We start from the raw sequence: 19809 nt of genomic DNA, 5'->3' as shown, positions 1-19809 counted from the left end.
ATTCTTGCCACCGCGCGTAGTCGTCCGCAACCCGAGTTGAGGAGTGGATGGCGAACATGGCGACGATCCTGGATTTCGAGTTCGAGGCGCACACCAACCCGATCGCAGCCGATGATCGTACCGCACTCCTCGCCAATCCGGGTTTCGGCAAGATCTTCACCGATCACATGGCGGTCATTCGCTATTCGGCCGAAAAAGGCTGGCATAATGCCCGCATCGAACCGCGCGCTCCGCTCCAGATCGATCCCGCCTGCGCCGTGCTTCATTATGCCCAGGAAATCTTCGAGGGGCTGAAGGCCTATCGCCTGCCCGATGGCGGCGCGGCGCTGTTCCGGCCCGAGGCGAATGCAAAGCGCTTCCGCGAGTCCGCGCGCCGCATGGCGATGGCCGAATTGCCCGAGGAGCTGTTCCTCGGCTCGATCCGCGAACTGGTCGCGGTCGATCGCGACTGGATCCCTGAGATCGAGGGCGGGTCGCTGTACCTGCGTCCGTTCATGTTCGCGAGCGAGGTGTTCCTGGGCGTGAAGCCCGCGTCCGAATATCTCTACATCGTCCTCGCCTCGCCGGCGGGCGCCTATTTCAAGGGCGGCGCGCCATCGGTGACCCTGTGGGTTTCCGAGGACTATACTCGCGCAGCCCCGGGCGGCACCGGTGCCGCCAAGTGCGGCGGCAACTATGCCTCCAGCCTGGTCGCCCAGTCCGAGGCGATCCGCAACGAATGCGACCAGGTCGTCTTCCTCGACGCCGCCGAGAGCAAGTGGGTCGAGGAACTCGGCGGCATGAACATCTTCTTCGTGATGGACGACGGATCGGTGGTCACGCCCCCGCTGGGCGGCACGATCCTGCCGGGCATCACCCGCGAATCGCTGATCATGCTGGCGCGCGATGCCGGCGTCGAGGTGCGCGAGGAGCGCTATTCGATCGACCAGTGGGAAGCCGATTCGAAGAGCGGCAAGCTGCGCGAGGCCTTCGCCTGCGGGACTGCCGCGGTCGTCACCCCGATCGGTCGCGTCCGCGGGCGTACCCGCGATTTCGTGATCGGCAATGGCGGTCCGGGCATCCTGACCGAGAAGCTGCGCACCGATCTGGTCGCCATCCAGCGCGGCGAGGCCCCCGATCCGCACAACTGGCTGCAACGGCTTTTCTGAGGCTTCCCAAGCGCGGCGATGCCACTATAAGCCGCGCTTCCCGGTGGGGCGTCGCCAAGTGGTAAGGCAACGGTTTTTGGTACCGTCATTCGCAGGTTCGAATCCTGCCGCCCCAGCCAATTCCTGGCTAAGTAATTGATCTCGCTGGCTAACTCCAGTCCGGTGACGCCCCAGTGTGCAGGTGACTGTGCCATGTGGCTGTCCGGGGAGGTCGTCCTTGGCGTCGCTTCAGCATGTTTTCCGCCGCGGCCACATTTTCTGGTGGCGCCGGGTTCATTATTCGTTCCATACTAAACCCCTTGATGTCCGCCTGTCGCTCGGAACCCCCGACCGGCTGCAGGCGCGTAACCGGGGCGCGGTCCTGACCGCGTCCTACGATCGGGTGGTGTCCATGTTGAACGACCATATCCGCGCCAGTGGCGGCATGACCGAACGCGAGCTTCAGGCGATCGCCAGGGCGATGTACGAGGAGCGGCTGGCCGAGGTCTGCACCGAACAGCGCGCGACACCGGCCGATGCCGAATATCATTCGGCCACCAACCGCGCGTTCGTCGACTATTTCCAGCGGCTGACGTCGCGGGGCGGGCATATGTCGTTCCTGCCGGACGAGCAGAAGAAGCTTGAAGCGGACGGGTGGGACGCGCAGCGCATCGGCGACCTGAAGACCGTCATCGCGTTGCGCGAGAACAAGGGTGTCAGCCCGATCCGCAAAGACGAGATCGACCGCCATCTCGCCGCGGCCGGTTTCGCGATCGACGACCAGTTGCGCTGGGCGGTCGAACTCGCGCTCTACCCGACCTATCGTAACGTCTACGCGGACGCAGAGAAGCAATTGCGCACGCTGGCTGAGCCGCGCGACCCGATGGCGTGCCCGCCATCACCATCGCCGTCAGCAGCGCCGGTGCCTGCGAACGACGCATCGCCGGCGGATTCGCTCGACGTTTCTGGTGTGCCGCAGGCGTGGGTGCACTGCGGTCCCGTAGAGGCCGCGGAGCGGATGATTGCGGAAACGCCTAAGCTGCTCGATCACCGGCGTCAGGGCAAGCGCGCGAGGGAGAGTGTCGACGAACACACCTTGCGGCAGATCCTGTGGGCGGCGACCTTGCTGCAAAAATCGTTGCTACCGGGAACGCCGCTCTGGAAGGTGACCAAGGCCGACATCATCAAGCTCGACGAATATTTCGACAAGTTGCCAATCCATTACGGCAAGTCTCCCCGTCATCGCGAGGTGGCGCAGACGCTTGAAGAGGCCGTGGCGCTGGCGGCAAAAGATGTCGCGGCGGCCAAGCTGACAGCAGACCGAATCGGCTTTTCCATCGGAACGACCAACAAGCATTTTCACAAGCTGGCTCAGGTTCATGCCTTCATGCGCAGCCAGGTCCCGTCCGCGCCGATCATCGATTTCTCGGAGTTCACCACCGCGAGCGACGAGGACGAACGCGAGGCCCGGAAGCGCTACACCCGCGAGCAGGGCGAGGCGTTGTTCAAGCTGCCCCCTTGGACTGGTTGTGCCGGCACTGGCGAACGGTTGAAGCCGGGCAAAAGCGTTATCCACGACGGCCTTTTCTACCTGCTGCTTCTGGTCTGGTACACGGGCGCACGCCGCGAGGAGCTGTGCAAGCTGATGATCGAGGATGTCGAACACCGGCATGGCATCGACTATCTGCTGATCCGCGCCACCGATACAGGCCGCATCAAGAACAAGTCCGCCCGCCGGGTCAATGTGATCGCAGACGAACTCGTCCGGCTCGGCTTCCTGCGCTATGTGGACGCCATGCGGGCGGCGGGCGAGCGGCTGCTGTTCCCCGAACTGGTACCGGGCGGTGATACCAAGCGGAAGCTGGGCGACGTTTTCTACAAGCTGTGGTGGATTTACATCGCGCCGAAGGTGCCGGGTCTGGAGCCAGGGCAGGCGATGCATTCGGCCCGTCACATGGTGTCGGACGAGCTGAAGGATCAGGAGGTCTTTCTCGAGTTCCGCAACGATCATCTCGGGCACCGGGGCAAGGGCGGCGAAGGCGAGACGCGCTATCCGTCGGCGGCATCGCTTCAGAAGCTCAAATCCGTGGTCGAGAAAATCCCGGTCGTCACCGGCCATCTGCCGGAGCAGCGCGTCATCAAGCTGCTTCCGGCTGGCCTGCGGAAGCCCCGCCCTACGCGACGCAAAGGCACGGGCGACGATACGGTCATGTGAGGAATGCGACGAAATCCGCCGTCGTGCACAAAGGCGGGGCCGACGCTCACCGGCAGCCAAGGCCGATTGGCGCAAAAACTGGTCGAACGACGAAGCGATCGCGATCGCGCTTTGGGCGGCGTATGCGTTGGCGACGCTGGTATCGATCGACGCGGGGACAGCGACGGGCGAGGATTTCGAAACGGCCGATTGGGCGCTGTGCGCCGAGCTCGGGTCTGCGCTTGATGAGGTTGGTCTCAAAGGCATCGATCTTGATGCAACGATGTGCACGCTGTCCGGGGGAACGGATTCGGATCAGTATTGCCGGCTGCGGATCGATCGGCCCGACCTGTTGCTGCTCAATGAGCCAACCAATCTCGATCGTGCCGCCCGCGACGCGATACGGCGGCTCATCGCGCGCTCGAATGGCGGCTTGCTGATCGCCAGCCACGACCGCGTGTTGCTCGAGGCTGTCGACCGCATGGTCGAACTCAGCCCGGTCGGCATTCGTATCGTCGCCGGTGGCTGGACGAAGTTCGTAGCGGTCCGCGACGCCGAGCGCGCGCAGACCGAGGCGCAGCGGGACCGCGCCGACGCAACGCTGCGCACCTACCCGTCACGCCGCGCTAGCCGCACAGGGAGCGAAGGGGAGGCGCGACAAGGTCGGCCGTGTCTTCGCTGCGAAGGGCAGCGAGCCGCACATATTGCTGGGCGGCGGGCCGAGCGTTCCGAGAATAGCGGCGGCGCCGCCCGTCGTCTGACCGAATGGCAGATCAGTGAGGCCTCGGCAACCAGCCAGACGGCACGGGCGCAGGTCGAGGTGCTTACGCCGCTGACCATCGACCTCGCGCGACGGGCCTTCCGAGCCAGACGGAGGTGCAGGCGTTGCAGGACGCGACGGTCCATCTTGGCGGTCGCCGGCTCAGTCCCTTGACGTTCGCGATGCAGGGTCCGGGGCGTATGGCCATCGCCGGGCCAAACGAGGCCGGCAAGTCGACGCTGTTGCGGCGCAGCGGAACGTCGGCAGCCTGTCGGGCGGGGAGCGCCTGCGCGCGGGTCTCGCAGCGGCATTGTGGGGGCGGCAGCCGCCATCGTTGCTGTTGGTTGATGAGCCGACCATCGATCTCGACTCGATCGACGAGGCCTGGATCCGGCCTCGGTGATCCACTCGTCTCGTGATGCAATCGCTTTTCGGCCGAAGGATGATGCCAGTCGCTTAGGCGAAACAAGAGAGAACGAAATTCAGGCGCAACAGCGCAATTTGGCGGGACCGCCAAATTACGGTGCGCCGCCGGAGCCTGATTGGCCGGGGCGGGTCCTCCAACCTGACGGTTTCCGGAAGGCGGTTCGTGGGGGGTATTGTGCGGATCGCGGGTCAGGTCGACAATCAATGGCATGTCGACGTCCGGGTCCATCGGTGAAGAGCCTGCGGTGTTCGCGCACCACGTGCGTGCGCTTCTCGCCCGGCAGCGGCGCGAGGACAAGGAAGCGATCGCCGGGTCTCTGAAGCGGACAGGCTTCCGCGCGCAGGGCGAGGAACGAGAAGCGCGAGGGCGGCAGCGCGGCGAGCTCAAGTCCGGCTGCGAGCGGGCGGTGAGCTTCCAGGCCGCCAGCCCGCTTACGCGGCGAGACCGGCAGACAGGCGGTTTCCGCGTGCCGCACTTCGACGTGAAGGCGGTCGTGGCGATCCACCCACCGTCCCGGAACGGCGTGGCGCATCCGCGATGCGTCGGCGGGGGAATGACCGCCGCGGCACACTTCGACTATGTGACCGATGGCGCGCGGATCGGGCTGGCGTCGCACATCGACTATATCCGGCGGGAGACCGGCGTCGCCGATCCGGCGGGCGAGATGCTGCTCGACATGCTGGACGAGCAGGAGATGAGAGCGGAGCTGAACCGGCTTGCCCGTTACACCAACATTCCCGGGGGCTGGTGCCGGGCGCGCAACCTGTTCGAGGCGGCCGAACGCGTGGCGCCGCAGCCGAAGTCGCATCTGCTTCAGGCATCGACGGCGCAGGTCATCAGCTTCGAGTATCAGCTGAAGTTCGGCGGTGCCCCCGCTTGGTTCCGTGTGATGACACGACGGTTGCAGGCAGAAGCGGCCGAGGTCGAGCGGGAAGCGATCGAGCGTGGGCGGCCCGCACGGCATCGAACGGTTACCATCGCCGAGGTGTCAGGCGAGGATGCCTATGAGCGCCTCGACTGGTTCGAACGCAGGCCGTTCGCTCGCGACCTCGTCTCATGGAAGCAGGGCCGGACCCAAAGGTCACAGCACCGGTTTGTCGGCGAACTGCCCGAGGGCTTGTCGCCTATCGACCGCCACGAGATCCTGTCGCACTTCTGCGACACCCTGGCGGACGACGGCTGGATGGTGGTCGGCGCGATCCACCAACCCGACCGCCACAACGACCGCCGTAATTTCCACCTCCATGTCGACGGCGTCGACCGCCCGGCCGAATGGCTCGACGAGCATAACTGCTGGGACTTCGAATATGTGGAACGTCGTAACGGCAAAGACACGCGTCCCTACCGCCAGAACAAGGTTCGTTACGACGCACCGCCAGCAGGCATTTTGCGCGAGCGGTTCATAAACATCGTCAACGAGGTGGTCGGCGATCGGCCGGATGTCGCGCGGTATCTGCACGGCACCTATGCCGACAACGGAATTGGCCTGACCCCGCTCGAGCATATGGGGAACCGCGCGATTGCTCTGGAATCGCGCGGGATCGAAACGGAGGTGGGATCGCGCAATGCACGCCGCATCTTCGCGGATGAGGCCGCGGCTTGCGAGAAGCGCGCGAACGAAGTGGAGGTGGCGCTCGCTAGCGAAGTCGAGCTGATCCGCACCATCGTCGCAAATGATCTTGCTGCCATGGCGGCGGTCGAACGCTACGAACGACTGGAACGGCGGCTGGTCCGGCGCCGGCTTCAGCGCGAACTCGCCCACGTGGTCATCACGATGGCGCGGTCGCGGGCTGAAACGGTGGTTCACACGCTTACTTCGACGCCGGGACGCCCGGTGACGCCGCGCGAGGGCGACGCCGAACTGCTCGCTGACGCTGGGGCGCATCTCGCCTGGGTCGAGCGGAACAGCCCTACGCCGGACGAGTGGGAAGCGGCGCGACGGGTGGAGGGGGCGCTCGCCGCAAGGGCAGCGGACCAGTTGGCAATCGTCCAGTCGGCGACGGCACGCCTTGGGCAAGCGCCAGCTATGGACGCGGTGGTCTACGCTTCAGGCCAACAGGCACCCGCGGCGGCGGTGACGGCGTCGCGGTTCGATGACCAGAAGCGGGATCGGCTGCGCGCCTGGCTGCGCAAACACGCCGCTGATGGGGCTCAGCTGATCTTTGACAGAGGCGACGCGCGGCTCGGCCACAGCGTGCCAAAAGCGATCGACACGCTGATGCGGCAGTTCGCCCATGAACCGAGCTTCCAGCGGCTGCTGCTGGCCGAGCGGCACCGGCGGGCTGATCGCGAAATGCTGTCGGGCTTCACTGCGGCGAGCGGGACACGAGGCGCGTCTCCCGGCGCGGTCAAACCGCGCCCGATCGCGCATCCGTCGCCATCAAGCGTGCCGTTACCCACGACGGTTCAAACCTTGCCGATCCCGGAGCCCGGGGAAGCGGAGCCTTCGCCCGTGGTCTTGTGCACAACTTCTGTTACGCCCATCGCGTCGCCTACGGTCGCTCCGAGCGCACATATCGCGGGATGGCAACCGAACCGGAAACCTGACGTTTCCGGATCGCCCCTTGGCAAGCAGTCGAACCGGGCCGCACCGAGCGGGCTGGATCGGGCGGGCTCTACCGCGCCGAAAGACGCTTCTACCGACCGCGCGCCACCCACGCCGGATACGGCCAAGAAGTCGAAGGCCAGTATCTTCGATCAGGCATTGTCGTTGCCGACAGCGGGCCTGAAGAGAGTGGCGGCCAGGGGGCCGGCAAGTGCTGCGGCACCGGTAAGCCTGCCCACCAGGGGCCCGGAGCGCTAGCCCATCGCGCGCATCCGGGAAGACCCGCCGGGGCCGGCGGAGGGAAGATTGGGAAACGCCTGCGGCTGTGCCGTGAGGGCGAAAATGAAGGTGCGGAGAGTGGCGTGCAGCCCGCCACTTCCCGCATAATCCCAAGGACTTCCATGTATATCATGACCAAGGAGCGGGCGCTCGCACAGATGCGTGCGCTGACCGCGACCCAGGCGCTCGCCACGCTGGTGGGCTGGCAATTCGACCCGGCAACCCGGTTACTGCTGCGCCCGCCGTTCAGCGAATGGTTCTACGCCGCCTCCGCCGAGCTTCTGCTGGTCCCGTCGATCGAGCCGTCGCGCGGTGACCTGGTTACGGTCGACCGGGGCATGCGCGAGGCGCGCTGTGACGCACTGGTCGTCAAGGCCTCGAGCGAAGGCCGGCGCACGCTCTATATTGCCTATGGCCAGTGGGGGCGGCAGGAGAACGTCTGGTGCCATGGCCGGCGACTCTGGCTGTCGCCGCACGGCAAGGCGTGGTTGGTCCCCGATCCGCACGACAGCGACGATCAGCGTCTGTCGATGCAGTTGACCGAGCGCCGGCTGCAGGTCGCGTCGCATCCGCCCGCTCGGGACGACCAAGAGGCGATCGACGGCCTCGACCGGGCCGACGCCTACCTCGCGCAGCTGTGGGGGGACCGCTGATGGCCGCGCTCCCGTGGATCAGCCCGGCGGACGCCGATGACATGGTCTTCGACGATCCGCTGGGATCGTCGCCCGACTTCGGCTTCGCGCTCCTGCGGCCGAAGGCGAAGGGCAAGCGCAATACCACCGCCGACCTCGCCCGTGCCAAGCTCCAGCCAAGCAAGCCCGACGATGCAGCCTGGGGCCCCGATGGGCTGTGGCCGATCACCTGCGCGGCGAGCCGGCTGGTGCCTGCGCCCGGTGTTGCGCTCGAACCGGATGCGCTTGAGAGCGTGTTCGAGGGGTATGACGCCCGGGTCAGGCCGCACCAGAAACTCCTGGCCGCGGTCCTGACCATGCGCTTCGATCACGGCTGGCAGCCGGCGGACATACTTTCGCTAGTCGGCATGTACGCGCTGCAGCACCTTGCCCTCGAACGCCGGCTGACCAGCCTCACCGTCGTCCACATGCCTGGTGACGAGTTGTCGGCGCGCCGCCCGCACGCGCATTGCGTGGTGCTGGCGCGGGTCCATCGCGTCAGCGGATGGGGCGAACTCCACCGTGATGTCGTCGCCAAGGACGCACAGGCCACCTTCCAAGCGGAGTGGGCGACGTTCAGCGACGAGTGGACGCCGCGCTTCGCGCCCGGCTGAGCACGCCGCCGAGCACCCGCGATACACGTCGCGGGTGCCTCCGGCCGGGGCGGCGGGTGCCCGCCGCAGGGGAATCAACCGATGGGTGTGTCCCCGAGGGTGGGGACGAAATCGGGAAGAACCAGATGACTAACACCGCCGCCGCCCGCGCTCACCTCGCCGCTGTCTCCACGATGCTCTTGGGCAACCGCACGCTCCGGCCGTCCGCAGCGCTGCTGGCCGGTGAGCGCCTCGATCAGCTCGCGCAGCTCCGGCTGGGGCAGATGGCCTGCGAGGCGCAGGCCGACCTCGTCCACCTCAGCGTCGAGGAACAGGCGGGCGCGACCATCATGACCGACATCTCGATCTTCGTCCCGCGCGACCGGATCTGCTTTTCACACTCCGGCTGTCGGCTGTGGCTGTCGAAGACCGGGGCGCGCGCGCTGCTGCTGCCGCAGCCGCATGTCCGTGGCAGCTTCCGCCTCGCGCCCGGCGAGATCATCCACTTGCCGGTCAAGCCCGTCGATGCCGAGCAGGGCATCGCCCGCGCCGAGTTGCGCCTGCGCCGGTTGGTAGAGTGCGGTGTCGATGTCGCGGGCCGCGTCGTCATCGACGAATGGCGGATCTGAGAATGAGGCGGACCCGCTTGAGCGGACCAGCCAGTATCCCTCGGCGATCTCCGCCCAGCGTGCCCGCTGTTGGGCCGAGGTGCCGAACGCCACCAGCATCAGCGAAAAAGGCGTGTGCTGCGACCTGCCGCGGATGTCGGAGAACGGCACCCGACCTAGCAGCAGGAAGATGTCCGCCTCGTCGCTCAACGTCTCGTGGAAAAAGCGCGAATCTACGCGCGCGGGGACGAGGCAGACGATGCTGCCCACATTCCGCCGCGACCATTGGTCATGCGCCCGTTTCAGCCAACGCAGCATCTGGGAGAAGGGTGGATTGACGAAGGCGAGCCGGCCCGACCAGTCATCGACGAACCCATCGCCGCCTTCTTCGAGCAGGATGCGACGCTTCGCGACCACCGGGCTCAGCGCGTGACCGCACGGGTCGAGGTCGATGGCGCCGAACGCATCGTTGATCTTGGCCAGGAATTCGGGCGGTGTGAAGCGGACGTCGCGGTCGGCCTTGTCGCCTTCGCCCCAATGGGCGCGCTCCATTGCGCGGCGCCGGGCTTTCGGCGCAAGCACGGTCAACAGGCGGAGCAGGGTGGCGACCGATCCGCCGCCGCGCTCGAGGCCGGCGAGCGTCGTCCGCGATATGCCCGCGCGTGACGCCGCCTTCTCCAGCGTCCAGCCGCGCCGAAGCCGGCTGGCGCGCAGTTTTGCACCAAGGGTGTTGCCCGGCCCGAGACCGGTCAGCCGGAAGTCGGTCGCGGTCATCACCGCTGCGAGCGTTTCGGTCGAACCGACGCCCCGCTCGAGCCGCTTGATCTTCTGGAGCGGCACGCCAATGCGTGCCGCGAGCGTGCTCTGCGACATACCCGACAATCTTCGTGCCTCGACGAGTGCCGCGATCAGCATGTGATACCAAAAGGGTTCATATACTGGTCGATATGAGTAACGGTGGCTGCCGGGTCAATAACTACCCCGATTGTGAGCGCACAGGCTCGATTACTTCGCCGCATGGGGCGATGGATGTCGCGTGTTTGCAACATACCTGACATTGGGCAGCGAAGATTTGCGTTGCCGACAGGCAGGCGGATCGCTTAACCTGCGCCCGCTCACCAGCAGGTGGGCCGAGGCGTGGAAACCTTGTCAAAGAGAGCCGTAGACCCGGTCCGAATCAGTTTCGGCCGGGAGGCGGACGCGTATGTCCAGGGCCTTCGGGCCTAAAGGCGTTCGCGCCTGTCTCTTTGCAGGTTTCCAACTTCCGGCTTTCGGGCCGGCACCGCCTCGACAACAGGGGCGGTGCCGCCGGCTGGAGCCGACCGGCACCGACGCGAACGGGGGTTCGAGCGTTGGGTGTTCAGCGACGGAAGCGCGATTACCGCGCACACATAGCGAATATGTCGGTGATTTCGGCGGGGCTGCTGTTGGCCGCCTGTGGTGGCGGTGGTGGCGTAAACTCGGGCGGTTCTACCGCACCGCCAACAGCAACTCCGACCCCGACACCGACACCGGCACCCAGCCCAGCACCATCGCCGACATCGTCCGCAGAGAGCGCCGAATACAAGGCGTCGAGCGCGGTGGTAATCGCCAAGGCGGCCTACGCCTATGACCGTGGCATCACCGGCAGGGTTGTGACGATCGCGGTAATCGACACGGGCATCAACCGCGCGACGCCAGAGTTCGCCGGCCGCATCTCCGCCGACAGCACGGGCTTCGAACAGCGTGTCGCGCGGTGCGGCACCTGTCCGGTGGAGACGGTCGCGCCCTATGCGATCGACGACAAACAGGGCCACGGCACGACCGTCGCCTCGGTCGCGCTGGCGGCGCGTAACGGATCGGGGCCGCAAGGCGTCGCGCCCGAGGCGACACCGCTGGCGCTCAAGATTGTCGGTCCCGACCTGTCGGGCCAGACCGCTGGCAGCACCGGGCTGATCCCGGAGAGCGAAAGTGCGAACCCGATGCTGATCGCGCCGGCGATCCGCTATGCGGTCGAGAAAGGTGCGTTCGTCAGCGTCCTGTCACTCAACGGCGTCGGCACGGGGCAGATCGCGCAGGACCAGCGCGCCGCGATGGATCAGGTGCGCATCGCCGACGGGCTGCTGATCAACTCGGTCGCCAACGCGACGGGGCAGGACAGCTTCACCGGCCAGTTCGCGGAGAACTTCGTCGGCACCGACCACGCCAACAAGGACTGGTTCCTGTTCGCAATAGGAGTCGACCAGAATGGCAGCCCGCGCAGCGCCAACGGCAACGCCGGCCCGCTCGCCGACCGGATGCTTGCCGCCGGTGGCAACAACGTCCAGGTCGTCGACAAGGACGGCAACGTCGTCAGCGTCACCGGCAACAGCTTCGCCGCACCCGCGGTCGCCGGGGCGGCAGCGCTGCTCAAGCAATATTGGCCGCAGCTCGGCGGCAAGGCAATCAGCCGCATCCTGCTCGATACCGCCACCGATGCGGGCGCGCCGGGCGTGGATGCCGTTTTCGGCGCGGGCACCCGCGTCGTCCTTCGCCGCCGCCGATGCCGTGCTGACGCGCTTCGCGTCGTTGACGACGTCGGCGCCGTTCGGTGGATCGGCCAAAGCGGGAGTGCTGACTGGACAGGTAAGCGCCATGACGGTGTTCGACCGCTATGGTCGCGATTACAGGATGACGGGTTCGACCGGCGTGCGCACCCGTGGGTCTGGCCTGCTTGCCGGCGTGATGGTCGGGCAGACGGATGTGCCATGGCGTGCATCGCAGGTTGAGGCCGCCCGCTTCGGCTTCGCGACCAACGTCGGCGCTTATTCAGGAACGCGTTCTTCCATGCCGGCCGTGGTCACCTTCGCGCCTGCCGCCGGGCAGCAGGTGACGTTCGGCACCAACGTCGCGGTCGGGAACGGCAACGGGCTGGCGGGTTCGCCGCTGCGCGGCATCGCGTCGATGCCGGTCGGCAGCATGTCCGCGTGGTCCGGCGGGGGTTGGTCGGCGTCCTTTTCGAGCGGCGCGTCTCGGGACGGGCGCTTGCGCCAGCAGGTCATCGGTTTCGCCATGCCGCTGGGTCTCGGGTTCGAACTGTCCGAGCTCGCGGAACGCGGTCAGGTGCTGGGCATGCGCGGCGACGCGACGCTCGGTCTGACCGGCGCCCGCACCACGCTCGCGACGCTGACCTATCGCCGCAGGCTTGCCGGCATCGATCTGACCGCCCGCGCCACCGCATCCTCGACACGGGCGCAGGGCGGTTCGGACCTGCTCCGCTTCAATGGCCCGCTGATCGGCAGCGCCTTCTCATTGGAGGGGGGGCGTAAACTGTTCGGTGGCCGCGCGACGTTCGGCCTGTCGTCGCCGCTACGGGTGGAACGCGCCTGGGCGGTGCTGCTGGCGCCGGTGTCGTTCGATCTCATTAGCCGCGCGTTGATCACGCGCGCGGTCGCCGTCGATCTCGCCCCCGACGCCCGCGAGCTGGATCTGGAGCTGGGCTGGTCGATCGCGCTGTCGCCGACGTCCTCGCTCCGGTTGGGCCTCGCGCGCGCCTGGGACGCCGGACACGTGGCCGGAGCGACCGACACCGCCGGCTTCGTCGCCATCGCAATCCGCTGAATGACCCGAGGGAGTAGACCAATGAGCAAGACGTTCGCCGCTGCCGCCATCGTGCTGGCGACCGCATCTGCGCCGGCATCGGCGCAGACGCTTTTGGACAAGGTCATCCAGCGGATTGCAGCGCGGAAGCCCGCACCCGCGACCGTTCCGCGCGATGCGACGACGCAGGAGATGGCTGGCGGCGCGGCGGCACCGTCAGCCGCGTTCCCGCTCGACGTCGCTGGCGTCCGCCTAGGTATGTCGGCGGATGCGGCGCGTGCCGCGCTGGTGAAGGCGGGCTATTCAATCCCGTCGACGGGCGGCATCAGCTATGGTCCCAGCTTCGTGGCCCAGGTTCGCTCGGAGGCGGCAAGGCGGCGAACGGGCGCCGCCTCGTCACCGGCCATGACCGATCGCGTGGTGACGCAGCTGAGTGGCTACGGACCCAACCGCGAAACGATCAACGTGAGCCTGGTCGCGATCTCGTCCGGCGGTTCGAGCGTCACCGACGTCCAGTTGAGGGTGTCTCAGGACGTGATGACTGGCGACGCCTTTCTTCGTCAGGTCACGGCGAAGTACGGCCAGCCGGATGGCAGGAGGGATCAGGGCATGACGCTCGCCTGGTGCACCGCGCCCCTGAAGCCCGTCTGCGGCTCGATCGCGCCCTTTCAGCGTCGACCGGGGGCGCTGCCGAATCTGACCGCGTCGGTGATCTTGAACAAGAATGCCATCAGGCTGGCGGACGGCACCGATCAGGACCGCGAGCGCGAGCGGGCCTATGCTGCCGCCGTCGAGCGCGCGGCGCCGAAGACCGACCGCGTAGCGTTCTAAGGACCACCAGCAATGATCGCTGTGATCGGTGCCGTCGCGATCGTCGCGCTGCTGATGCTGGTCGGCGTGCTGAACGCCACCGGCTTCTTCCGGGCGCTGCCGCTCCTGCTGCTGCTGTGCGTCCTGTCATTCGTTGCCGCGATGGTTGCGAAGGTGAACCTCGGCCCTGAGTGGACGGCGTGGGCCGGGATCGGCGCGCCTGCTGCGCTGCTGCTGTGGGCGGCGTGGCGGCCGGGATCGTCGCGCGCGAAGCTGTGGGTCATGAGCGGGGCGTCGTTTGCCATGAACAGCCTGAAGTGGTTAGCGCTGATCGCCTGCGGGCTGACGCTGCCGGCTAACGGGTTTCACCTCGACGTGTGGCTGACGCGTGGCTGGCCGTGGGCGGTGCTTGCCGCTGTCGCCTGGGCCGTGCAGGTGTTGGTAGACTGGGTGACCGTCCGATCGATCAAGCGGGAGCCGGGCGCGTTTGATCGGGTCGAAACGTTGTAGAGCAAATCGCGTCGACTTGATGCAGGGGAAAGAGATATGTCGATCATCATCGCCGCGCTGCTGCTGGCAGCCGGAACCGCATGCGACGGCTCGACGACGCGGGATGTCGAGCAATGCCTCGCCGCTGAGCTCGACCGCGCCGATGCCGAGCTCAATCGATATTATGCGGCGGCAACGAAGCGATTGAGGGAGCAACAGGATATGGCCGCGTTGGCGAAGCTGCGCCTGGCCGAACGGGCATGGATCGCATACCGGGACGCTGAGTGTGACGCGGTCTACGAATCGTGGGGTCGCGGCACAATCCGCGGTGCCATGAATCTGGGCTGCCGGATCAGCCTCACCGAAGCTCGCACCACGACGATTTGGCGCAACTGGCTTACCTACGCCGACAGCACGCCGCCCATTCTGCCGAAGCCGAGGGCTAGTGATTGACCGCCCTTCGGGGCAGCTCGCGAGTATCACTACGGATATCCGACGCGCATTCACTGCGAATTATGGCCCCGCTTTCGTGTCGATGTGGTCCCAGCTGGACCGTCGATCGGGTGGGGACGGGTCTAGTCCGAGCAATTGGTCGATCAACGGCGATACGCCCATGACATTCGATTGCAGGCTAATTACCCATGACCTCGGCGATCGCGTCGGCCACATCTTCACCGGCGATAAGAGACGCTAGTACAGCCTCCCGCTGCGACGGCAGCAGCGCTGTCGGATTGTCTTTCGCGTAGTCCCACAGCAGACGCTTCGCCTCCTCCCGGCTTCGCTTCGGTCGGTTCCGCGAAGCGATCTCCCGCTCGTGCTCACGGACGAACGCATCGAACTCGGGTACGGCGCCCGTCCAGTCGAACGCCATCACCTCTGCCCGCTTCTCTCGTGGATCGAACTTGTCGGAATAGGCATCGCCGACCTCACCCGTGCCGGCGTTCAGCACGAGACTGGACAAATCCGGGTAGCCGAGTTCGTCGGTAAAGCCTCGAAGCACGAGAAGGCGGCGACCAACGGCCCGGGGAATCAATGCGGCTATGATGTCATCGTTGGGGTTGCGGGCTTTGGCCTCATCGACGAGGGCACCGTAAGTGGTGGTGCGGCACTCGCGGGCCAGGTCGAGCAGGATCGGGTAGAACGCCTTCGTCACCCGCATGTCCCTGATCGTCATCGCCATACAGCTCACTCCTGAAGGAACTCCTGATCCACCATTGCCGATAGATATGATGCTGTCGACGGGCGGCAGAAGCGAGCGAACGCGGCCGACATGCCGAGAGCGGGTAATCCTAAGATTGCCATATAGCGGCAGCTGATCGTATCGAGATCGGTATATGACCGAGGCGACCATTCATGACCGCGTCCTTCGGCTCTACAGCCAGGTGAACAAACTTTGGTTGGAGCATCAAGACGACTTGTTCGGCGGTGCATGTGGCTTCAGCGTGCTGAGCGGTCCGCCGATCGAACGCCCGCCGGTAATGATTATCGGAGCCAACCCGGGATTCGGAGCCGACGACGACCGACCCAGCGTAGAGGAAACATGGCCGCCTAAATCGTACATCCAAGATGCCGAATGGTCTTTAGCACGCAAGATCAGGGACATCTTCGCGCAGGCCGGACGGTCATCGGATCTCGATCGCGCCGTCCAGACCAACTTCCTCTTCTTCAAGAGCAGCACGATCAAGGTCGCCGACAACAGCCGCTACCCATGGGAGGCTGTCGCATTCGGCGTGCGGAAGAAGCTCGAGCGCTGGTGCGGCCATGAGGTCGAGGAGCTTATCAGCGTCCTTCAACCCGAGATCGTCTTAGGCGTCGTGGACAAAGGGTAGCCATAGCTTGATTGAAGCGAGCACGACGAAGCCGAGGTAGGACTCCTTGGTTTTGTCGTATCGGGTGGCAACGCGGCGCCAGTTCTTGAGCTTGCTGAAAAGGCGCTCGACGAGATTGCGGCAGCGGTATTTCACACGATCGTGCGGAATGGGGATGTGCCGATTGCTCTTGGTGGGGATGACCGCTTCGACACCGGCTGCGGCAAGTTCCGCGCGGATGGCATCTGCGTCGTAGCCCTTGTCGGCGAGCAGCGCTTCGATGCGGTCGCCGAGCATCCGGAACAGCGGGCCAAAGCCCTTTACATCGTGCGTCTGCCCCGGCGTCAGGACGAAGCCGAGCGGCCGGCCGTGTCCGTCGCAGCGGGCGTGGAGCTTGGTGGTGAAGCCGCCGCGCGACCGGCCAAGCCCCTGGGCCTCTTGATCCCCTTTTTTAGCCCGACGGCGCAATGATGCGCCCGGACCACGGTGCTGTCGATCATGTCGGCGCTGGTATCGCGTTCCACCATCTCGGCCAGCGTCTCCAGCAGGGCATCGAACACCCCCGTCTCCACCCAGCGCCGATACCGCCGGAACACGCTGTTCCACTTGCCATAGTCGTCTGGCAGCAGGCGCCACTGCGCACCTGATCGCGCCATCCACATCATGCCTTCGAAGTACCGACGGTTGTCGCCCGCAGGCCGACATCCGCGACCATGTTCGGGTGGAAGCAACGGGCCGATCAGCGCCCACTCTTCGTCCGAAACCCCAACACGCTCGCCCAACGCCGCCTCCAAAACGCAGCCTTGAATCAACCTGCGAGCCTCAGGTCAAGCTTTGTCCACGATGCCTAGTTCTTGGTATAGCTCGCTTCGACGTGCATGCCCGTGATGCGAGCACCGTGCTGATGGATCGATCGCGTCGGCGGCGGCTCCTTGTCGCAGGACAAATAGCGGGACGGCCGGCCATCGGCATTCTGCACCCGACCGGGGCGCGGGTCGCCGGCGCGGACTGGTCGCGGGTTTCCGCAGTGCTTGCGGAACGGCTCGGGTAAGGATCGGCGGCGTCGAACCGACCGATGCCATTTGCTGCAAGGCGCGCCACTTGAGGTTGAAGAGTGTCGGCAATCGGAAGCGCTGCAGCTGACGCCGGCGGAGATGTTCGACGGCGTCCTTCACGTCGATGGCGTTCTCGCGACGATCGGTCGGTGGGGCTCTATGGAGAAGCGCCTCGTCAACCCGGAGGCCGTGCGGGACCTGCTAGGTCGTGTTGACAAAGTGGATTCCCAAACGACCTGATCTCTGATTCAAGGCTGCTCTTTGCAGGGGGCGGCGATGGCGCGTGGCGATCTGACGGACGAGGAATGGTCGGTGCTCGAAGGGCTGCTGCCGTCCGAGCGAGGCCGAAAGGCGCGCCCTGCCCATGACAATCGGCGATTTCTAAACGGGATGCTGCATGTACTGCGGGTTGGCTGCCCCTGGCGCGACATGCACGAGCGCTACGGCAAGTGGAACTCGGTCTATGTGCGGTTCCGGCGTTGGGCGGAACAAGGCGTCTGGGATGCGATGCTGGCCACGCTGGTCGAGTTCGGGCTGACCGACGACTGGCAGCACATGATCGACAGCACCACGGTTCGCGGCCATGTTTCGGCAGCGGGCGCTAAAGGGGGACTCATAAGGAGGCTTTTGGTCGATCACGCGGCGGCTTTACGTGCAAAGTCCACGCCCGTTGTGACAATCAGGGACGCCCTCTTGGCTTCATCCTGACTGGCGGGGAGGCATCGGATTATAGCGCTGTCGATGACCTCATGGCGTTGCCTGTCGACAAGCCCAAGGCGCTGCTGGCCGATAAAGGGTATGACGGCGATGCGGTCCGGGCGAACCTGTTGATGCGCGGCATCCTGCCGATCATCCCGCCAAAGGCCAACCGGCGCGAACACATCGCCTGCGACTTCCGTCGATACCGAGACCGTAACCGCATCGAGCGCATGTTCGGCCACCTCAAGCATCAACGCCGCATCGCCACCCGCTACGACAAAACCGCGCTGTCGTTCGCCAGTTTCCTCAATCTTGCCGCTATCCGCAGGTGGTTGCCTAACTTTGTCAACAGCGCCTAGCCGAATACCAGGACGAGCAGCGTGGTGGTTCGCTGCAGATGCTGGCACGCGGCAATAGAGATATTCTCGGCACGAACCGCGGTAGTAGGGACGCATGAACTCGGCTACGCAGAGCGAGCATTCGCCCACGGGTAGGTGAGCGTCAATTTAGGCGAACTGTCTCACCAGGCCGTGGCAAGCGGGATTGATTTTAGAATAATCGTAAGAGTGGGGGTGCGTTGATGATCGGGCGAGGGATCTGCAAAAGCAGTCGGCTAAAGCGCTTAATAGCTCTCTGTTCGCTAACCTTGGGGTTGGCGATCTCCGCATCCGCGCAAGCCCAGGATAATTCAGAGCCACGTGATGAGGATAGCGACCCTAACGTTTTTAGCACGGTGCCAACGGGGCCAAAAAGGCCTTGGGGAATATTTTTGATAATGTGCAGATCTTCCATAGATCTGAGCATTTTCGATTACATTAAGAAAGATGGGCAATCCGCCGGGTACTGTGCTGGCTTTATCGACTCGAAATTGGGCCGTCTAAGCGGTGCGCAGTTGGCGTCATTCAATGCGAAGGCATCTCGTATATCAATAGCGGATTTGAGTCCGACTTATGATATTATGGCGGTTCTACGGTCATCTGCATTCGCCAATAATGGCTATGAATACAGCTCACGCGTTGCACGCTCTAATACGGTCGAAGAATTGCTTGACTATGTTATCGATGATCTTCTGTATAAAAACGGTGGCCGCTGACATAATGACTTAATGTTGTTCACCGCGGCGTAACGCCTCTTACGCCCTACGCTGTTGCCTAAAGATCATGCGTGAATGCTAGTTGGGTGCATCGTATAGCTCAGCGATCTTAGCCCCGTCAGGTCGGCTAGCTTACGCATACGTCAGCACGGATCGGGGCTAGCCCAGTGCGAAGCGCCGAGGAACGTCGGTATTACGAGAGGATGATGTATCGAACCGCGCGCCAAGCCGTGGCGGCCGGCGCGCGATTGAATTCATGCGTCGGCAGAAGCCTTGGCCCGCGGCTTACGCGCCGTCTTCGCGGCTTGTGCAGGGGTGCTTGCGCTGCGTGCAGCGCGGCCCTTGGCACCCAGGCCGATCTTGTGCGCCATCGCGCGGCGCGCCTCCGAGTAGTTTGGCGAAACCATCGGGTAGTCAGGCTTCAAATTGTAGCGCGCGCGATACTCTTCTGGTGTCATGCCGTGCGTTGAGAGATGGCGGCGGAGCGTCTTATACGGCTTGCCGTCGATCATCGAGATGAGGTGATCATCCGATGAAAGCGATTTGCGGACTGACACTGCCGGAATGTACTCCGGCTCAGGGGGCGGACTTTCGCCGGTTGGTGTCGCGCCGGAGTCAGCGAGTTCGCTCAGCGTTGCATGCATAGTGCGCAAAAACGCTGGCACGTCTTCCGATGCGATGCGATTGTTTTGATTGCTCAGCCAAGCAATGGTCAGTTCCGTCGCAAGCTCGACGGCGTTCAGAGTGATTTCTTCAGACATTGGCGACCTCCCTATTATCGTTCTGGCACGCGCACTCTCGCAAGATGCGCAGAAGCATTTTGTGTGTGTATCAGCCACGCATTTAAATCAAGCAGTTGCTTATTCCGCGTGGATCATCTTTGGGGGAGAGGGTCATCACCAAGAACGTACACCTAAGGGCCGTTGACCAAATTATGTAAGCTTAAGCTCAAAAGGGGTGTGAGTGAGCCACGGCCACCTTGCTCTTCATATCTTTGCGGATGGTAAAGCTTGCAATTCGCTGTGAGCGGTATTCCTGGGATCGTTCGGTATCACTGCAACCCGGCTCGAGCAGATTGATACTCATAATGGAC

General features: G+C 64.7%; 16 protein-coding genes, 1 tRNA gene and 2 pseudogenes. 14 read left to right on the top strand and 5 right to left on the bottom strand.

The genetic code is table 11. From position 1 onward, the window contains the following. The first annotated feature begins 56 nt into the window (after positions 1–56). The 7 genes from ACZ1H8_RS00855 (at position 57) to ACZ1H8_RS00825 (ending at position 8617) form a co-directional block, all read left to right on the top strand. On the top strand, positions 57–1148 hold the full coding sequence (locus ACZ1H8_RS00855) for a branched-chain amino acid aminotransferase (protein ID WP_465179518.1): 1092 nt from the start codon (positions 57–59) through the stop codon (positions 1146–1148). Between the two features lie 44 nt (positions 1149–1192). Next, positions 1193–1267: transfer RNA gene (locus ACZ1H8_RS00850), tRNA-Gln, on the top strand. Positions 1268–1365: 98 nt separating this feature from the next. Then, positions 1366–3342 carry a site-specific integrase gene (locus ACZ1H8_RS00845; RefSeq protein WP_465179517.1) on the top strand — a complete coding sequence of 659 codons (1977 nt, stop codon included), beginning with the start codon at positions 1366–1368 and terminating at the stop codon, positions 3340–3342. A gap of 127 nt (positions 3343–3469) precedes the next feature. Next, on the top strand, positions 3470–4255 hold the full coding sequence (locus ACZ1H8_RS00840) for a hypothetical protein (RefSeq protein ID WP_465179516.1): 786 nt from the start codon (positions 3470–3472) through the stop codon (positions 4253–4255). A gap of 461 nt (positions 4256–4716) precedes the next feature. Beyond that, complete coding sequence (locus ACZ1H8_RS00835) at positions 4717–7311, top strand: MobA/MobL family protein (protein WP_465179515.1); 2595 nt, start codon at positions 4717–4719, stop codon at positions 7309–7311. Positions 7312–7454: 143 nt separating this feature from the next. Next, positions 7455–7985 carry a hypothetical protein gene (locus tag ACZ1H8_RS00830; RefSeq protein WP_465179513.1) on the top strand — a complete coding sequence of 177 codons (531 nt, stop codon included), beginning with the start codon at positions 7455–7457 and terminating at the stop codon, positions 7983–7985. Further along, complete coding sequence (locus ACZ1H8_RS00825) at positions 7985–8617, top strand: hypothetical protein (RefSeq protein WP_465179512.1); 633 nt, start codon at positions 7985–7987, stop codon at positions 8615–8617. The genes ACZ1H8_RS00830 and ACZ1H8_RS00825 overlap by 1 nt, the downstream gene beginning before the upstream one ends. 74 nt (positions 8618–8691) lie before the next feature. Here the strand turns inward: ACZ1H8_RS00825 and ACZ1H8_RS00820 are convergent, their stop codons facing one another. Both ACZ1H8_RS00820 and ACZ1H8_RS00815 read right to left on the bottom strand, forming a co-directional pair. Beyond that, positions 8692–8913, bottom strand: coding sequence for a hypothetical protein (locus tag ACZ1H8_RS00820; RefSeq protein ID WP_465179510.1), 222 nt, complete (start codon positions 8911–8913; stop codon positions 8692–8694). Positions 8914–8991: 78 nt separating this feature from the next. Then, entirely contained in the window at positions 8992–10119 is a 1128-nt protein-coding gene (locus ACZ1H8_RS00815) for a DNA N-6-adenine-methyltransferase (RefSeq protein WP_465179509.1), read from the bottom strand. 665 nt (positions 10120–10784) lie between these two features. Between ACZ1H8_RS00815 and ACZ1H8_RS00810 the strand changes: the two genes are divergently transcribed. Genes ACZ1H8_RS00810 through ACZ1H8_RS00790 form a run of 5 tightly spaced genes read left to right on the top strand, consistent with a single transcriptional unit; the run spans position 10785 to position 14514 of the window. Then, positions 10785–11951, top strand: coding sequence for a S8 family serine peptidase (locus tag ACZ1H8_RS00810; protein WP_465179508.1), 1167 nt, complete (start codon positions 10785–10787; stop codon positions 11949–11951). Next, a complete protein-coding gene (locus ACZ1H8_RS00805; protein ID WP_465179507.1) occupies positions 11908–12783 on the top strand; it encodes a hypothetical protein in 876 nt (291 codons plus the stop codon). The genes ACZ1H8_RS00810 and ACZ1H8_RS00805 overlap by 44 nt, the downstream gene beginning before the upstream one ends. 21 nt (positions 12784–12804) lie before the next feature. After that, on the top strand, positions 12805–13593 hold the full coding sequence (locus ACZ1H8_RS00800) for a hypothetical protein (RefSeq protein WP_465179506.1): 789 nt from the start codon (positions 12805–12807) through the stop codon (positions 13591–13593). A 12-nt stretch (positions 13594–13605) separates the two neighbouring features. Continuing rightward, positions 13606–14082, top strand: coding sequence for a hypothetical protein (locus ACZ1H8_RS00795; protein WP_465179505.1), 477 nt, complete (start codon positions 13606–13608; stop codon positions 14080–14082). Positions 14083–14118: 36 nt separating this feature from the next. Beyond that, positions 14119–14514, top strand: coding sequence for a lysozyme inhibitor LprI family protein (locus ACZ1H8_RS00790; RefSeq protein ID WP_465179504.1), 396 nt, complete (start codon positions 14119–14121; stop codon positions 14512–14514). A 178-nt stretch (positions 14515–14692) separates the two neighbouring features. Here the strand turns inward: ACZ1H8_RS00790 and ACZ1H8_RS00785 are convergent, their stop codons facing one another. Then, positions 14693–15241, bottom strand: coding sequence for a hypothetical protein (locus ACZ1H8_RS00785; protein WP_465179503.1), 549 nt, complete (start codon positions 15239–15241; stop codon positions 14693–14695). A gap of 154 nt (positions 15242–15395) precedes the next feature. On the opposite strand from ACZ1H8_RS00785, the gene ACZ1H8_RS00780 reads away from it, so the two are divergent. Next, a complete protein-coding gene (locus ACZ1H8_RS00780) occupies positions 15396–15890 on the top strand; it encodes a hypothetical protein (RefSeq protein WP_465179502.1) in 495 nt (164 codons plus the stop codon). Here ACZ1H8_RS00780 and ACZ1H8_RS00775 read toward each other — a convergent pair. Then, positions 15867–16600, bottom strand: a pseudogene (locus tag ACZ1H8_RS00775) (IS5 family transposase). The gene ACZ1H8_RS00780 and the pseudogene ACZ1H8_RS00775 sit on opposite strands and share 24 nt — an antisense overlap. A 600-nt stretch (positions 16601–17200) precedes the next feature. Between ACZ1H8_RS00775 and ACZ1H8_RS00770 the strand changes: the two are divergent. Then, positions 17201–17982: pseudogene (locus ACZ1H8_RS00770) on the top strand (IS5 family transposase). Between the two features lie 988 nt (positions 17983–18970). Here ACZ1H8_RS00770 and ACZ1H8_RS00765 read toward each other — a convergent pair. After that, positions 18971–19477 (bottom strand): Ros/MucR family transcriptional regulator, encoded by a 507-nt coding sequence (locus ACZ1H8_RS00765; protein WP_465179501.1) that lies wholly within the window; start codon positions 19475–19477, stop codon positions 18971–18973. Positions 19478–19809: the final 332 nt, after the last annotated feature.

This window comes from Sphingomonas sp. BL-S-25 (assembly GCF_055521555.1).
Note: the sequence above shows the minus strand (reverse complement) of the source record. Positions and strands in the feature narration are given on the sequence as shown.

Excerpts from the sequence above, each read along its gene's own strand:
- ACZ1H8_RS00855 (WP_465179518.1), top strand. The coding sequence starts at position 57 with ATGGCGACGATCCTGGATTTCGAGTTCGAGGCGCACACCAACCCGATC.
- ACZ1H8_RS00765 (WP_465179501.1), bottom strand. The coding sequence starts at position 19,477 with ATGTCTGAAGAAATCACTCTGAACGCCGTCGAGCTTGCGACGGAACTG.
- ACZ1H8_RS00805 (WP_465179507.1), top strand. The coding sequence starts at position 11,908 with ATGGTCGGGCAGACGGATGTGCCATGGCGTGCATCGCAGGTTGAGGCC.
- ACZ1H8_RS00815 (WP_465179509.1), bottom strand. The coding sequence starts at position 10,119 with ATGCTGATCGCGGCACTCGTCGAGGCACGAAGATTGTCGGGTATGTCG.
- ACZ1H8_RS00835 (WP_465179515.1), top strand. The coding sequence starts at position 4,717 with ATGTCGACGTCCGGGTCCATCGGTGAAGAGCCTGCGGTGTTCGCGCAC.
- ACZ1H8_RS00825 (WP_465179512.1), top strand. The coding sequence starts at position 7,985 with ATGGCCGCGCTCCCGTGGATCAGCCCGGCGGACGCCGATGACATGGTC.
- ACZ1H8_RS00800 (WP_465179506.1), top strand. The coding sequence starts at position 12,805 with ATGAGCAAGACGTTCGCCGCTGCCGCCATCGTGCTGGCGACCGCATCT.
- ACZ1H8_RS00795 (WP_465179505.1), top strand. The coding sequence starts at position 13,606 with ATGATCGCTGTGATCGGTGCCGTCGCGATCGTCGCGCTGCTGATGCTG.
- ACZ1H8_RS00790 (WP_465179504.1), top strand. The coding sequence starts at position 14,119 with ATGTCGATCATCATCGCCGCGCTGCTGCTGGCAGCCGGAACCGCATGC.
- ACZ1H8_RS00830 (WP_465179513.1), top strand. The coding sequence starts at position 7,455 with ATGTATATCATGACCAAGGAGCGGGCGCTCGCACAGATGCGTGCGCTG.
- ACZ1H8_RS00785 (WP_465179503.1), bottom strand. The coding sequence starts at position 15,241 with ATGGCGATGACGATCAGGGACATGCGGGTGACGAAGGCGTTCTACCCG.
- ACZ1H8_RS00780 (WP_465179502.1), top strand. The coding sequence starts at position 15,396 with ATGACCGAGGCGACCATTCATGACCGCGTCCTTCGGCTCTACAGCCAG.